This is a genomic window from Pseudomonas agarici (genome assembly GCF_001543125.1).
In the GTDB taxonomy this organism is placed as follows: Bacteria; Pseudomonadota; Gammaproteobacteria; order Pseudomonadales; family Pseudomonadaceae; genus Aquipseudomonas; species Aquipseudomonas agarici.
In genome coordinates this window covers 5,351,755-5,367,475 of sequence record NZ_CP014135.1, presented here as the reverse complement: position 1 = coordinate 5,367,475, position 15,721 = coordinate 5,351,755, and the positions used below count along the sequence as shown (strand labels likewise).

13 protein-coding genes are annotated in these 15,721 nt (G+C 56.3%); 12 read left to right on the top strand and 1 reads right to left on the bottom strand.

The features are described 5' to 3' along the window. Nucleotides 1–8: 8 nt before the first annotated feature. From AWM79_RS23515 to AWM79_RS23460, 12 genes are all read left to right on the top strand, one after another. Nucleotides 9–908: an NAD-dependent epimerase/dehydratase family protein gene (locus AWM79_RS23515; protein ID WP_244159598.1), complete on the top strand. Its 900-nt coding sequence runs from the start codon at nucleotides 9–11 to the stop codon at nucleotides 906–908. 35 nt (nucleotides 909–943) lie between these two features. After that, on the top strand, nucleotides 944–1,204 hold the full coding sequence (locus AWM79_RS23510) for an acyl carrier protein (RefSeq protein ID WP_017134308.1): 261 nt from the start codon (nucleotides 944–946) through the stop codon (nucleotides 1,202–1,204). Continuing rightward, nucleotides 1,191–2,384: a serine palmitoyltransferase gene (gene spt, locus AWM79_RS23505; RefSeq protein ID WP_017134307.1), complete on the top strand. Its 1,194-nt coding sequence runs from the start codon at nucleotides 1,191–1,193 to the stop codon at nucleotides 2,382–2,384. The genes AWM79_RS23510 and spt overlap by 14 nt, the downstream gene beginning before the upstream one ends. Nucleotides 2,385–2,493: 109 nt before the next feature. Further along, nucleotides 2,494–4,218 (top strand): ABC transporter ATP-binding protein, encoded by a 1,725-nt coding sequence (locus tag AWM79_RS23500; RefSeq protein WP_017134306.1) that lies wholly within the window; start codon nucleotides 2,494–2,496, stop codon nucleotides 4,216–4,218. 39 nt (nucleotides 4,219–4,257) lie between these two features. Then, the gene (locus tag AWM79_RS25815; protein ID WP_244159597.1) at nucleotides 4,258–5,064 is read left to right on the top strand and encodes a nucleoside/nucleotide kinase family protein; all 807 of its coding nucleotides are present in this window, start codon (nucleotides 4,258–4,260) and stop codon (nucleotides 5,062–5,064) included. Nucleotides 5,065–5,070: 6 nt separating this feature from the next. Continuing rightward, nucleotides 5,071–5,817, top strand: a complete 747-nt coding sequence (locus AWM79_RS23490) for a nucleoside/nucleotide kinase family protein (protein ID WP_017134304.1) — start codon at nucleotides 5,071–5,073, stop codon at nucleotides 5,815–5,817. 113 nt (nucleotides 5,818–5,930) lie between these two features. Beyond that, nucleotides 5,931–7,694, top strand: coding sequence for a phosphoethanolamine transferase CptA (gene cptA, locus AWM79_RS23485; protein ID WP_017134303.1), 1,764 nt, complete (start codon nucleotides 5,931–5,933; stop codon nucleotides 7,692–7,694). A gap of 161 nt (nucleotides 7,695–7,855) precedes the next feature. Beyond that, on the top strand, nucleotides 7,856–8,197 hold the full coding sequence (locus AWM79_RS25810) for a hypothetical protein (protein WP_060783874.1): 342 nt from the start codon (nucleotides 7,856–7,858) through the stop codon (nucleotides 8,195–8,197). Nucleotides 8,198–8,295: 98 nt separating this feature from the next. Further along, nucleotides 8,296–9,552 (top strand): TolC family protein, encoded by a 1,257-nt coding sequence (locus AWM79_RS23475; RefSeq protein ID WP_060783873.1) that lies wholly within the window; start codon nucleotides 8,296–8,298, stop codon nucleotides 9,550–9,552. Continuing rightward, nucleotides 9,549–11,033, top strand: a complete 1,485-nt coding sequence (locus tag AWM79_RS23470; RefSeq protein ID WP_026013452.1) for an efflux RND transporter periplasmic adaptor subunit — start codon at nucleotides 9,549–9,551, stop codon at nucleotides 11,031–11,033. The genes AWM79_RS23475 and AWM79_RS23470 overlap by 4 nt, the downstream gene beginning before the upstream one ends. Next, the gene (locus tag AWM79_RS23465; RefSeq protein WP_017134299.1) at nucleotides 11,030–14,188 is read left to right on the top strand and encodes an efflux RND transporter permease subunit; all 3,159 of its coding nucleotides are present in this window, start codon (nucleotides 11,030–11,032) and stop codon (nucleotides 14,186–14,188) included. Before AWM79_RS23470 ends, AWM79_RS23465 begins: the two co-directional genes overlap by 4 nt. Further along, complete coding sequence (locus tag AWM79_RS23460; protein WP_017134298.1) at nucleotides 14,185–14,538, top strand: copper-binding protein; 354 nt, start codon at nucleotides 14,185–14,187, stop codon at nucleotides 14,536–14,538. Before AWM79_RS23465 ends, AWM79_RS23460 begins: the two co-directional genes overlap by 4 nt. 145 nt (nucleotides 14,539–14,683) lie before the next feature. On the opposite strand, the gene AWM79_RS23455 is transcribed toward AWM79_RS23460, so the two are convergent. Continuing rightward, the gene (locus AWM79_RS23455) at nucleotides 14,684–15,673 is read right to left on the bottom strand and encodes a LysR family transcriptional regulator (RefSeq protein WP_060783872.1); all 990 of its coding nucleotides are present in this window, start codon (nucleotides 15,671–15,673) and stop codon (nucleotides 14,684–14,686) included. Nucleotides 15,674–15,721 lie beyond the last annotated feature (48 nt).

The following is a 15,721-nucleotide window of genomic DNA, read 5'->3' as shown; positions in this document are numbered from 1 at the left end:
CACATACGGTGGCCCTGACCGGAGGGAGCGGGTTCATCGGTGGGCAGATCGGACGCATGCTAGTCGCCCAGGGTTTCAATGTGCGTGCCTTGAGCCGGACGCGGTCGGGCTTGCGCAATGGTATTTATTGGGTGCGAGGTTCGTTGGAAAACTCACGATCACTGACTGAGCTGGTGACGGGGGCTCGCACGGTTGTCCACTGCGCGGGTGCTGTCAGAGGGCGAGATGAATATGGCTTTCATCTCACCAATGTCGACGGTAGCCGTCGAGTCATGGAAGCTGCGCGTGACGGTGGGGACTGCGAGCGATTTCTGCATATGTCGTCCCTGGCGGCACGCCATCCCGAGCTTTCCTGGTACTCCAACTCCAAGTTTAACGCGGAGCGGGAAGTCCTTCATGCGGCCGGAAAGATCAATGTCGGTATTTTCAGGCCGACCGCAGTGTATGGCTCGGGCGATCGAGAGCTGCAACCTTTGTTTTCCTGGTTGTTGCGTGGACTGTTGATCAGATTGAGCGCAAGCGACTCGCATCTGAGTTTTGTTCATGTGTTTGATCTCACCGCAGCCGTATTGCAATGGATCACTAGTCCTGTGGCGAAAGCCGCGACGTATGAGATCGGTGACGGTACATTGGGTGGATATAGCTGGAAGGCCTTGGCGTGCATTGGGGCCGATATCCGCAAGGCGCCTGTTCGGCAGATGCCCATTCCCAGGGCTGCGCTGAATGGTCTGGCGCGGCTGAACCTCGCCTTGTCCTACCTGATTCCAGGTGAGCCGATGCTTACGACCAGCAAGGTCAAAGAGCTGGTTCACGACGATTGGACCTGCAGCAATGCCGACATTACCAATGCCATTGGCTGGGTGCCCCAGATCAAGCTGCGTCGCGCGCTGAAAGACCGGCTGTTCTAAAAAACGCGTCAATTTGAACGCTTAAGAGGTTGGCCATGTTTACGCAAGACACGATTCTGAAAAATGTCCTGGTATGCCTTCGAGAAATGGTTCCGGCCTCGGAAAAGGTAGGCCCGGAGAGTGACATGGTCAACGACTTGGGGTTGGAGTCCGTCAAGATGATGGACCTGCTGATGAGACTGGAAGACGAGTACGATCTGTCCATTCCCATTAATATATTGATGGACGTCAGGACCCCACAACAGCTGGCCAGTTCGCTTGTGGCTTATGTGGAGAAAAGTCATGGGGTTGTATGATCGTTTCAGCCGTCTGGCTGCCGAACGTTCCAGTCTTCAAGGTATGACCCCCAGTCCATTTGGTACCTGTATTGATGCGGTGTATTCGCCTACCGAGGGGCGCATAGGCGATCAAAACGTCATCCTCGCAGGAACCAACAATTACTTGGGGTTGACGTTTGACCCTGACGCCATTGAGGCCGCTCAACAGGCATTGACAACAGAAGGCACCGGCACGACAGGGTCGCGAATGGCCAACGGCAGTTACGGTGGCCATATGGCGCTAGAGGCTGAGCTTGCAGCCTTTCTCGATCGCCCTTCGGTCATCGTATTCTCCACGGGATATGTAGCGAACCTGGGAGTGATCGGCTCGTTAGCCGCGCCAGGAGAGGTGGTGCTGCTGGATGCTGATTGCCATGCCAGTATCTATGACGCGTGTGCGCTGGGCGGTGCCGAAATCATCCGATTTCAGCATAACGATGCCAAGGATCTTGAGCGACGGCTGCGTCGCCTGGGCGAGCGCGCCAAAAATGCGCTGATCATTGTCGAAGGTATCTACAGCATGCTGGGAGATACCGCACCGCTCAGAGAAATCGTTGAGGTCAAAGGTAGGCTCGGCGGTCATCTGCTCGTTGACGAAGCACACTCCTTCGGCGTCATGGGCGCCAATGGTCGAGGCCTGTGCGAAGCGCTCGGTGTCGAGAGCGAGGTCGACATCTTGTTGGGCACTTTTAGCAAAAGCCTGGCGGCGATTGGCGGTTTCGCTGCCGGCAAGAGTAGTGGCATGGAAATACTGCGTTATGCCAGCCGTCCCTACATCTTTACCGCATCACCTTCGCCTTCGGTCATTGCGTCGGTGCGCTCGACGCTGCGTTCGATCGCCACACGTCCCGAGTTGCGAGACCAGCTTTGGAACAACGCCAATCGCCTGTACCGTGGGCTGGCGGAGTTGGGTTATTCGTTGGGGCCGAATGTCAGCCCGGTGGTTCCCGTGATGGTGGGTACCAAAGAACAAGGCCTGCTGTTTTGGCGCGCGTTGATCGAGCAGGGTGTTTACGTCAATTTGGTGTTGCCACCTGCGACCCCGGCAGGCGTTACACTGGTTCGATGCAGCGTCAGCGCTGCCCACACCCCTGAGCAGATCGACCGGATTATCCATGCTTTCGCGATGCTGCGCTCCTTGGCCGGCCTGGTCAGTTGACGGTTGTGAGGTTGTTGGCCAATAGCGAGAGTGCCTATGAGCTGAACAACCGGGTTGTTGTGCGACAAGAATATCGAAGGCGCCAAGCCTGTAATTATTTGTGAGTGTTATGCGAATTATCTTTGCGTTTGGTCGATCCTACCCGGGACGTACCAGCTTGATGTTGCTGAGTCTGGTGGTTGCCGGGCTGGTTGAGAGCATCAGCCTGACCACCATGCTGCCATTGGTTTCGGTGATGTTGGGCGACAACGCTCATTCAAAATTTGGCGTGCAGGTTGTCAATGCGTTGAGGAGTGTGGGGGTCGAACCGACAATACCGTCGTTATTGATCATCATTGTCGTCGGCATGGCGGTCAGCAGCTTTTTGATCCTTTTAGCCAACCGCCAAGTGGGGTATACCGTTGCGCGTGTGGCCACCGACCTGCGGGTGGATCTGATCAATGCCACCTTGGGAAGTCGCTGGGAATATTATTTGCATCAACCAGGCGGGGCGCTGGCCAACGCAGTTGCGACGGAGGCCTATCGCGCATCCACGGCGTATGAGCACGCCGCTAATATGGTCGCCCTATCGATCCAGGCGGCGGCCTACGCTGCCATCGCGCTGGTCGTGTCATGGCAGGCGGCGCTGGTGTGCTTGATTGTGGGATTGGCCATTCTCATTGGTCTTCGAGGATTGGTCAAAACATCGCGGCGCGCGGGTAGAAGCCAGACTCGCCTGATGAAAGATCTATTGGTGAACCTCACCGACACGCTCGGATCGGTTAAACCGTTGAAGGCTATGGCACGAGAAGACATCGCCGATTCTCTGCTACGACACCAAGCCACCGAGCTCAATGCAGCCATGGAAAACGAGGTGACCAGCCGGGAAACATTGCGTGCCCTGCAGGAACCGTTGTTAGCCATCCTGGCGGCTGCGGGACTCTATGCGGGGTTGGTGATCTGGCAGTTACCGTTGTCATCGGTGATGGTACTGATCTTTATGGTGGTGCGCGTGCTTGGCCTGATGCACAAGGCGCAACAGCGATATCACCGCATGGCGGGACAGGAGAGTGCGTTCTGGGCATTACGTCAGGCGGTAGAAACGGCGGCGTCCCAGGTAGAGCCTCAAGGCGGGAGCGGTGAGCCGACACTCGAACAACGCATTGATTTTGACAACGTATCGTTTACCTACGAGCAGCGCACTGTTCTTAAAAAGGCTTCTTTTTCGTTTGAAGTCGGCATGATGACCACGTTGGTGGGACCGTCCGGTGAAGGTAAGACGACCATACTCGATCTGTTGTGCGTTTTACTGAGCCCTCAGGCAGGACAAATACGTGTTGACGGCGCCATCCTGAATGACCTCGATCGCCGTAAGTGGCGCCGTATGATTGGATATGTAACGCAGGAAACGCTTCTGCTGCATGACAGCGTTTTTGCCAACGTCACGTTGGGAGAGCCTACGCTGACGCGTGCGGATGCCGAACGGGCGTTGCGCCAGGCTGGAGCATGGGAATTCGTACAAAGCCTGGCCGATGGCATGGATTCGGTGGTCGGTGAGCGTGGCGGCAAACTCTCTGGCGGGCAACGTCAGCGCATTGTGATTGCCCGTGCCCTGGCTCATCGTCCACGCCTGCTGATTCTCGATGAGGCGACCAGTGCACTTGATCCTGACTCCGAGTTCGATATCTGCACATCCCTTAAGGCGCTGACGCCTGAGATCACCATCATCGCCGTTTCTCATCGCCCTCGCCTGATTGAACTGGCTGACCAGGTCATGCAGGTAAGGGACGGGCAGGTAACGCGCCTCTACGATTTTACCGCTGAGACCAACGAGACATTCAGTAGCAACGCGTAACCTCGTACTGCCCCCGATGAGCGAGATGGAAACCCTTCAATGAACAGCGCAACCCATAACCAACAGACGGTGGCTGGCGAGGAGACGGAGCAGGATATTCAAGCTGAAGTTGTACGTCCTCAAGCGCCTCTTTCAGGTGTTTTGCCGGGCGGACTGGCACCGCTGATTGCCTTCGTGGGATGCGATGGCGCTGGCAAATCCACGGTGTCCGCTGCTGTTCTCGCGTGGCTGAAAGAGTCGCGGGATGTACAGAGCTGTCACCTGGGTATTCAATCCAAATCATTGGGTGAGGCGCTGGTGAAATGGCCGTGGGTGGGGCCTGTTATCGGTCGTTTGCTCGCGGCGAATTCGGCTCGTGATCACTCCTCATTTCCTGGCAGTGGGAGAGGGCCAAGCACGCTCGTTGCCCTTGTCATTTTTTTATTGTCGGTGCGGCGCTGGAGGCGATATCGAAAGATGATGGTACTTCGCCGCCGTGGCATCGCTGTGGTGGCTGATCGCTTCCCGCAGATTGCGGTGGCGAGCATGAAGATCGATGGCCCAGGTCTTCTGAAGGTCAAACATCGCAACGGATTTGTGCGCTTTTTGGCTGGGTGTGAACGACTGCTATACGCCTACATGGTCAGCTACCGACCGGATCTGGTCATTCGCTTGAACGTTGACCTGGAAACGGCATTTGCACGCAAACCGGATCATCGTTACGAGTCTCTCGCGCTCAAGGTCGCGAGTGTTCCACAGCTCGAATACCAAGGTGCGCCTATCGTGGATCTGGATAGCCGCCTGGCGCTGGAAGAAGTCGTCGCACAGGCCAAGGCAGCCGTGTCTCTTCATTTAGAAAATGGTTAAGTGAGTATGCCTGGCAATGATCCTACGTTTTGCCGCTTTTCCGGGGAGCGCGCCGAGGCAGAGGCTCCCTTGATTGCCGTCATCGGTTCCGACGGCGCGGGCAAAACCACTCTCGCATCCTATTTGTGCAATGCCTTGAAAGCCGAGGGAGCCAGCTATTCGTATCTTGGCCTTGGCTCCGGCACGATCGGACTGAAGATTGGTGCCTGGCCATTGATAGGCCCGCTGTTGGAGCGCCATCTGACATCCAAGGCGCGGCAAGCACGTACTGTGGGAGAGCGTATTCCGGGCTTCTTCACGGCGCTGACCATCTATGTCTTTTCAAGGCTGCGTGTGCGCCGATTCAAACAGATGCTCAATAAGCGTAAAAAGGTCGGGCTGGTCATCTGTGATCGCTATCCACAGATAGAGGTGCCTGGGTTCTACGATGGGCCGGGGCTCAGTGCCGCTCGACCAAGTGGTTACCTGACGGCATGGCTGGCCGTTGAGGAGCTTGCCTTGTATCAGCGCATGGCTCTTCACAGGCCTACGCTGGTGATTCGCTTGAACATCGACGTTGAAACTGCGTTGGCCCGTAAGCCTGATCACAACCCGGCGCTGATCAAGAGAAAAGTGGATGTGACCCCGTTGCTGCTTTTCAACGGCGCGCGAATCGTTGATGTCGACGCGAGCCTGCCTCTCTCGGAAGTTCAGAGCAACTGTTTGGAATTGATTAGGCAAACGCTGAGGCCTAATCGTTCGCCTGCAGGTTGATGGGGCTATATGGGCGGCATGCGCCGCTATTTTTTTGCGCAACGGCGACTTGATCCGGTTCTGACCGCGGGTGTGGATGCTGGTGGACATTGTTTGAATACAAAGAGGGTTTCATGAACGCGATGCAGTCTGCTTTTTCAACCCGTCAGCCGACGAACTGGCCGGGCCTGCTCTGGAGTTTCATTTTCTTCTGGTACTTTTCCGGGGTGACGCAACTGCTGATCGTTCATGCGGGTGTGGCAGGTTGGAAAGGAATGCTTCAGGCCTCAATGGTCACGGTGCTGTGGTTGATTCCATTGATCCTTTTTCCGGCCAAAGCGCGGGTATTGGCGGGGCTGATCGGCGTTGTCCTGTGGGCGTCTTCGCTCTCGGGCCTGCTTTATTTTCAGATCTATGGTCAGGAGTTTTCCCAAAGCGTGATTTCCATCATGTTCGATTCGAATATGCAGGAGTCATCCGAGTACCTGGGGCACTATTTCTCCTGGTCGATTGTTAGCGTGGTCGCGGCTTATACCTTGGGTGGGCTGGTGCTCTGGACGCGCGTGCGCCCCGCGTATCTGTCTCGCAGGGCGATTGTGACGTGTTGTGCGTTGTTCATTGTGGTGGGGGCTGGGTTCAACGCAGTCAATCAGTTGCGTAAACGCCCGACGCTCAGCCTGGCGATCTCCAAGTTCGAAGAAAACATCGAGGCTGCGGCGCTGTGGCAAATGGTCGTGGGGTACCACCAGTACCGTCAGCAACTGGCTGAAATGTCGAAGATGCTCGCCGTGCAGGCGCAGATACCACCCTTGCTGAACCTTTCCGATAGCCATGCCGGACAACGCTCGACACTGGTGCTGGTCATCGGGGAATCGACTAACAGCCAGCGCATGAGCCTGTACGGTTACGCCCGGCAGACCACGCCAAACCTGGATCAACTGCGTGATCAACTGCAGGTCTTCGATCACGTCATTACGCCCCGTCCCTATACCATCGAAACGCTGGAACAGGTGCTGACATTTGCCGATCAGGAACATCCGAATCTGTTTCTGAGCACGCCCACGGTGGTCAGCATGATGAAGCAGGCGGGCTATAAGACGTTCTGGATCACCAATCAGCAGACCATGACCAAGCGCAACACGATGCTAACGCTGTTCTCGAAACAGGCTGATGAGCAGCGGTACCTGAACAACAATCGCGACCAGAACCAGACCAGCCAATACGATGAGGATGTACTCGAACCCTTCTCGAAGGTATTGGAGGACGATGCTCCGCGAAAACTGATTGTGGTGCACCTGCTCGGTACGCATATGAGCTACAAGTATCGTTATCCCGAGTCGTATGACTATTTCAAGGATCGCACCGGCGTGCCGGCCAACGTTACGCAAAGCCAGTTGGCGTTCTACAACGCCTATGACAACGCGGTGCGTTACAACGACTATGTGGTGTCGTCACTGATCAAGCGATTCAGTGATACCGATCCCAACGGCTTTCTGCTCTATTTGTCCGATCACGGCGAGTCTGTCTACGACCCTGTCGCTCCGGATGTCTTGGGGCGTAATGAAGCCGCGCCCACGCGGCCGATGTACACCGTGCCCTTTATTGTGTGGAAGTCGCCAAGTTGGAAGTCAGCACAAGGTACGACGATGGAGCCTCCTGAATACCTGGCGCGCCCTTACAGCACATCGCACTTCATTCACAGTTGGGCGGATCTTGCAGGGTTGCGATTCGGTGAATTCGACCCTACAAAAAGTGTCGTGAACGCTGGATTCAAACCGACGCGATTGTTGATTGGCAATCCTCATAATCCATCGAGCCTGCGCGATTTCAGTCTGCTGCCTTCCGATCCGCAGCAAGGTTCAGCTGCCCAAATAGCACAGCAGGGCGGTAAGCCGTAAGTAGGGCGCTGTCATACTTGAAAATAACTGACAAAGCTGGCCGCACGATAATGCCAGCTTAATTCAGATGCGGTGATATCAGCTCAGTCAGCGGCTTTGGCAGGCTGCTGAGTACAATCCTCCCATTGTGAGAGCCACTCTCAGCGACTACACTCTTGCCCATGAAGCGTTATCTGCGGTTTTGCATCATCTTCATGATTAGCTTGGCGCTTCCCCTCAGCGGGATGGCGGGCGTTCAGGCATCGGCGCAACCGTGCCCGATGGAAGCTAGCGGCATGGCGATGGTGGAGGGCATGACCCCCGATTGCTGTCAGGATACCAAGAGCCCCTCAGAGCACGGTAAGCCGTGTAAATCAGGTCAAGAGTGCAAGACCGGGAGCATGCTGCAAGTCTCGGTCATTAAGATGCCTGTTACCTTGTCTCATGCCGTTGTCACCTCCTTCTCCGGCGATTTTTCGCCTGTACCGACCCCGTCCGGGGTGTGGCGCCCGCCGCGCGTTTGATTCCTATCCCACGTTGAGCTTCATTCCGCATTCACGGAGTGGCCTTGTTGTGCCTGTGCTTTGAGCACGCGCAATGGATGACCAGAGGAATCGTAAGCATGAACTCCAAGTGCTATCGCACGGGCTGGCCTTTAGTGGTCGGCATTGCGGCAAGCCTATTGGCTTTGCCGAGCTTGGCTGCGCCACTGACACTCGATGAAGCGCTACGGCTGGCCGAAAACACGGCGCCGTCGCTGAACGCGCAAGACTCAAAAATCCAAGCAGCTAGCAGTGCCGCTATTCCCGCCGGCGAGCTACCTGATCCCAAGCTGATTCTGGGGGTGCAAAATTTTCCCGTCGGCGGGCCGAATCGAGGCAGTATCGACGATGATTTCATGACCATGCGAATGGCGGGGATCAAGCAGGAGGTGCCCAACAGCTACAAGCGCAAAGCGCGTATTGAAGTCGCTGATGCGAGCGTCGATCGTGCGACGGCAGAGCGTCGAATAGAGCGCCTGAATGTGCGCCTGTCCACGGCCATGGCCTGGATCAACAGTTACTCCGTTGAGCGCAAGGACGCGCTGTTTCAGGAATTCTACAAAGAGAACCGCCTACTCGGCGATACCGTCCGGGCCGAGATCGCCAGCGGCCGCGCGCAGCCGTCCGATGCGGTAACACCTAAGCAAGAAGCGGCTCAGTTGGAGGAGCAGCAGGACGAATTGATCCGGCAGAGAGACCAGGCCCGAGCGGCGCTCAAACGTTGGATTGGCGCCGCGGGCAACGACAAGCCGGTAGGTGGCTTGCCAAATTGGTCTCCTGATACCGCAGGCTACACCCGCCACTTGCACAACCATCCCAGGTTGGCGGCCTATGTACCCATGACCCGAGAGGCGCAGGCCAAAGTTCGTGAAGCCGAGTCAGAGAAGCATTCGGACTGGAGTTGGGAAGTTGACTACCAGCATCGCGGACGCGAGTTCGGCGACATGGTCAGCGTGCAGTTTTCCTTTGACCTTCCGCTGTTTCCGGGCACACGCCAAAACCCGAAGATTGCCGCGAAGTACGCCGAGCTCAATCAGATCGAGGCCGAGCGTGAAGCCGCTTTGCGCGAGCACAATCAGGAGCTGGAGGACGAGCTTGCCAACTATGAACGCCAGAATCGCGCGGTTCGCCGCAGTCAGAAAAGCCTGGTGCCTCTGGCCAGGGAAAAGGTCGACCTCAGCATGGCCAGTTATCGCGCCGGAAAGGCCGATTTAGGTTCAGTGGTCACTGCCCGCCGCGAGCTGATCGAAGCCCGCCTCAAGCAAATCGATGTTGAGGAGCAACGTGCGTTAGCCAGTGCTCGCCTCTACTTAGCCTATGGGGAGTCTGCTCAATGAGTTCTAACATGTGGAAAGTGGCCTTACTGATGGGGATCTCGGCTGCCTTCGGCATCGCGGGCGGATACTGGATACCTAAAGCGCAAATGGCGGGAATGCCAGGAGCCTCGACTCAACCGGAGCCAAAAGGCTCAACGGATCGCAAGGCACTGTACTGGTATGACCCGATGTACCCGCAGCAAAAATTTGATCATCCGGGCAAGTCGCCTTTCATGGATATGCAACTGGTTCCCCAATACGCCGATGGCGGCGGCGACAGTGCATCGGTTCGCATTGATCCAAGCTTGACGCAAAACTTCGGTGTGCGGTTTGCCACTGTCAGCAAAGGCGTATTCGCTTCAAGCGTGGACGTGGTCGGCGTCCTGGCATTTAACGAGCGGGATGTCGCCGTCGTTCAATCCCGGACTGCGGGTTTTGTCGAGCGCGTTTATGCCCGAGCGCCTGGCGATGTACTCAATGCCAATGCCGCATTGGTGGATATTCTGGTACCGGAATGGGCAGGTGCGCAGGAAGAGTTTCTGGCGCTCAAGCAAAACGGCGATTCGGCTTTGCTGGGCGCGGCTCGCCAACGACTGCGGCTGACCGGCATGCCGACCGGATTGATTGCCCAGGTCGAGCGCAGTGGCAAAGTCCAACCGACCCTGACCATCAGCAGCCCTATGGGTGGCGTGCTGCAAGAGCTGAACGTGCGCGAAGGCATGACGATTGCCGCAGGCCAGACATTGGCCCGTATCAACGGTTTGAGCAAGGTCTGGATGGAGGTGGCCGTCCCGGAAGCCGAGGCGGGATCGCTGTTAATCGGCCAAGCAGTGCAGGCGCATTTCCCGGCATTTCCCGGGACGACGATCAAAGGGACCGTCAGCACGATTCTTCCCAACACCAACCCTGACAGCCGCACCCTTCGCGTGCGCATCGAGCTGCCCAATCCAGACGGGCATCTCAGGCCTGGTTTGACCGCACAAGTGAGTATCAGCCGCTCCACGCAGCAGAGTGTCTTATGGGTGCCTAGCGAAGCGGTTATCCGCACGGGGCGCAGAGCCCTGGTGATGCTTGCGCAGGATGGCGGTCGTTACCGTCCGGTAGAAGTGCAGATAGGACAGGACAACGACGGCAAAACCGCCATATTGAAAGGCCTGGAGGAAGGACAGAAGGTAGTGTCCTCGGGGCAGTTCCTGCTCGACTCGGAAGCCAGTCTCAAAGGCATCGTTGCAACCCCGTTGGATATGTCCACGCCAAGCACGGCGTCCGCGGTCTTGCATGAGGCGCAAGGCCAGGTTCTGGAAATCGATAATGCCCAGGTCAAAATTGCCCACGGCCCGTTCAACACCCTGGGTATGCCGGGTATGACCATGAGCTTCCCACTGGCCAATCCGGCGCTGATGGTGGGTATCAAAGCCGGCGATAAGGTTCGATTCTCAGTGAGCCAGAATGATGATGGCCTGCATGTCGAGACATTGGAAAAAACGGGAGGCCAGCCATGATTGCCGCGCTGATTCGCTGGTCGGTGGGCAACCGCTTCCTGGTGCTGCTGGCCACGCTGTTCATCACGGCATGGGGGATCTGGTCGGTTCAAACTACGCCTATTGATGCACTGCCGGATCTGTCGGATGTGCAAGTCATCATCCGTACCCCTTATCCAGGCCAGGCGCCGCAGATCGTTGAGAACCAGGTGACCTACCCGTTGGCTACCACCATGCTCTCGGTCCCCGGGGCTAAGACGGTTCGTGGGTATTCCTTTTTCGGCGACAGCTTTGTTTACGTGTTATTTGAAGATGGCACCGACCTGTATTGGGCTCGCTCGCGGGTCCTGGAATATCTGAGTCAAATACAAAGCCGCTTGCCGGCGAGCGCCAAGCCAGCCCTCGGCCCGGATGCGACCGGGGTGGGGTGGATTTACCAATACGCCTTGGTCGATCGTAGTGGCGAGCATGACCTGGCACAGTTGCGTGCCTTGCAGGACTGGTTCTTCAAATTCGAACTCAAGACCTTACCCAACGTTGCGGAAGTAGCCACCGTGGGGGGCATGGTCAAGCAATATCAAGTTCAACTCGATCCGCTGAAGATGGCTAGCTTGGGCATCACCCAGGCCGAGGTGACCGATGCCATCGGCAAGGCGAATCAAGAGACCGGTGGCGCTGTACTCGAATTGGCCGAGACGGAATTCATCGTGCGTGCCTCCGGCTACTTGAAGACGCTCAATGACTTTCGAGCCATTCCACTCAAGCTCGGCATAGGTAATGTGCCCGTCACCTTGGGAGATGTGGCCACGATTCATCTGGGCCCGGAAATGCGGCGCGGCATCTCCGAGCTCGACGGCGAAGGCGAGGCCGTTGGCGGCGTGGTGATTTTGCGCAGCGGCAAAAATGCGCGAGCGACCATTGCGGCGGTCAAAAGCAAACTCGAAGAGCTCAAAAGTAGTCTGCCTAAGGGAGTGGAAATCGTCACCACCTATGACCGCAGCAAACTGATTGATCGCGCGGTGGAAAATCTCAGCCATAAGTTGATTGAAGAATTCATCGTGGTTGCGCTGGTTTGCGGGATTTTCCTCTGGCACCTGCGCTCATCGTTGGTGGCGATCATCTCCTTGCCCGTGGGGGTGCTGATTGCTTTCATCGTCATGCGCCACCAAGGGATTAACGCCAACATCATGTCGCTGGGGGGGATTGCCATCGCCATTGGCGCCATGGTCGATGCTGCGGTGGTGATGATCGAGAATGCGCACAAAAAGATCGAGGCTTGGCATACGGACCACCCTGGGCAGGAACTGCAGGGCGAGGAGCACTGGCGCGTGATGACTGACGCGGCGACCGAGGTCGGCCCGGCGTTGTTCTTCTGCTTGTTGATCATCACCTTGTCTTTCATTCCGGTGTTCACACTCGAGGCGCAGGAGGGGCGCTTGTTCGGTCCGTTGGCATTCACTAAAACCTATGCCATGGCCGCTGCGGCGGGGTTGTCCGTGACCTTGGTACCGGTGCTGATGGGTTACTGGATTCGCGGGCGGATCCCTGAAGAAAAACACAACCCGTTAAATCGCTGGTTGATCCGTATTTATGAGCCCGCTTTGGACGCAGTATTGCGTTGGCCGAAAGCCACGATGCTGGTCGCGCTACTCGTTTTTGTCAGTGCCCTGTGGCCTATTTCCCATCTCGGTGGTGAATTTCTTCCACGTCTGGACGAGGGCGATCTGCTCTATATGCCTTCGGCGCTGCCGGGGCTATCGGCACAGAAAGCCTCACAGCTGCTGCAGCAGACCGATAGGTTGATCAAAACCGTCCCTGAGGTTGAACACGTATTTGGCAAAGCCGGTCGGGCTGAAACTGCTACGGACCCGGCACCGTTGGAGATGTTTGAAACCACCATCCAATTCAAGCCGCATGACCAATGGCGTCCTGGCATGACTCAGGAAAAGCTCGTAGAAGAGCTTGATCGGATTGTCCGCGTACCGGGTCTGACCAATATCTGGATTCCACCGATTCGCAACCGTATCGATATGTTGGCCACCGGTATCAAGAGCCCTATCGGGGTGAAAGTCGCTGGCACCAACCTGATGGAAATTGACGCGGTCACGCAGGCCGTCGAGAAAGTCGCCAAAGGGGTGCCGGGTGTCAGCTCGGCTTTGGCCGAACGGCTGACCGGTGGCCGTTACATTGACGTAGACATCGATCGCACGGCTGCGGCTCGCTACGGAATGAACATTGCTGATGTGCAAGCCATTGTGGCCAGTGCCATTGGCGGTCAAAACGTGGGAGAAACCATCGAAGGTCTCGCGCGCTTCCCTATCAGCGTCCGTTATCCACGTGAATGGCGTGACTCGCCCGGCGCTTTGGAACAACTGCCGATCAACACTTCGATGGGCACGCAGATCACCCTGGGTACGGTAGCGAAGGTGAAGGTTAGCGACGGCCCGCCAATGCTCAAGAGCGAGAACGCTCGTCCTTCGGGTTGGGTGTATATCGACGCGCGTGGTCGGGACATCGCCTCCGTTGTGGCTGATCTACGACTGGCAGTGAATAAGCAGGTCAAGTTGCAGCCGGGGATGAGCTTGGCGTACTCGGGACAATTCGAGTTTTTGGAGCGAGCCAATGCACGCCTCAAACTGGTCGTGCCCGCCACGCTGTTGATTATCTTCGTGCTGCTTTACCTCACCTTCACGCGTTTCGATGAGGCGTTGTTGATCATGGCCACCTTGCCTTTTGCGCTGTCTGGGGGCGCGTGGTTCATTTACCTCTTGGGTTTCAACCTGTCGGTGGCGACCGGGGTGGGCTTTATTGCCCTGGCCGGGGTGTCTGCCGAGTTCGGCGTGATCATGCTGCTGTATTTGAAGAATGCCTGGGCCGAAAGCCAAACCGCTGGCGATGGTTCTGAGCGCGGGCTGGTGGCGGCGATTCGGGAGGGGGCTGTACAACGTGTTCGCCCTAAGGCCATGACCGTGGCAGTCATCATCGCCGGTTTGTTACCCATTCTGTTGGGCAGCGGTACTGGCAGTGAAGTGATGAGTCGCATCGCTGCGCCGATGGTCGGTGGGATGGTCACCGCTCCTTTGCTTTCCCTCTTTGTCATACCGGCGGCTTATCGCTTGATGCGACGCCGCCATCTTTGCGCTGTACCCACCAACGATGAAGGAAAAATCCTATGAAACTGACTCTGATGGCAGTTGTAGCCACCGTAGCTGCGCTCTCCTTTAACGCCTACGCAGAAGAGATGAATAGGGGGGGAGAGTCGATGCAAGACATGAACATGAGCCCTGCGGCCAAGGCGATGAGCGCAACCAAGACACAAGGAATCATCAAGGCGATTGACGCAGAGAAGCACACGGTAACCATCGCACATGAAGCCATCCCGGCTATCAAGTGGCCCGCCATGACCATGGCATTTTCTACGACAGCGAATCAGATAGTCGGGCTTAGCTCAGGCGATCACGTTGCGTTCACCTTCGACCGTGTCGATGGCACGGCAAAGATTGAATCTATTGAAAAAATGAAATAACGCCGAGGCGGATAACCGGTTCGACTGTCGGGCCGGTTGTCTACAGGAAATAACTTGTTTCCTGGCGCTCAATTTAAACCAGTGCAAAGGAAAGTGCTGCACTGGGCAGTACGCCTCAGTTACCAGCACAGGTAAAGGGTTTTGCTTAATTAGAGGGTCGAGATATTTCATTGGCGGCTGCATAGATCTGGCCGCGTAGCCAACGTTGTGCGGGGTTATCATCATTGCTACCATGCCAAGCCATATCCACTTGTTGTCGTGCAACTGGGTAGGGCAGGGGTTTGATCATTAATCCTAGCGTTCGAGCAAATGTCCTGGCCAATGGTTCTGGCACAATCGCAAGTAGTTCACCTTGCTCCAGTAGCATCGGTAACGCCAGAAAATGTGGAACTATTACTTGTTTTCGTACTGATAATTCCGATTCTGCCAATGCTAACTCCAATGCCTGGCGATCATACATTTGTGCCTGTCTGGCTAATCCTCTTTCCAGTATATATCCGTTCAAAGCGCCGTCGCCGTAGCCCTCCAGGGACACAACAGCCAGCGAATACTCGACCACATCCTGAAGTCTTAAGGGGGCCGAGCCGATGGGGTGGCTGCTGCTGCAGATGAACACTTCTTTCTGAAATAACACAGGTGCTGTGCGCAAGCGTTCAGGAACTCTACTGAACGTACCGATGGCTACGTCGATACGTCCTAAATCGATTTGCTCCGCCAGGTCCAATCGGGTCGCAGGTGTAATGATCAAATCGATACGCGGAGCTGCATCTGTTAGTTGTCGGTTAAGTTGCGGAATGAGCGTCGCGCAAATATAGTCATTGGCGGCAATTGTGAAAGAGCATTGCACATGTTGCGGTTCAAATGGAGACGCTGCGCGGGTGAGCACATCATTCATACTGTGCAGTGCGTGGCGTAGTGGGCCGATAATTTCCATGGCATAGCTTGTCGGGGTCATTCCCCTGCCGGTACGCACGAAAATTTCCTGGTCCAGTACTTCACGCAACCTCGATAATGCATGACTGACTGCGGACTGGCTCAAATGCAGTCGTTGGCTGGCTCGAAGGACACTTCCTTCTTCCATCACGGCATTGAATACCCTAATTAAATTCAAATCCAGCTTGTTAAAAGCAACCATGACAGCCATTCCGGATGAGAGGGCGTTGAGGAAAAATTTGCGTTCATA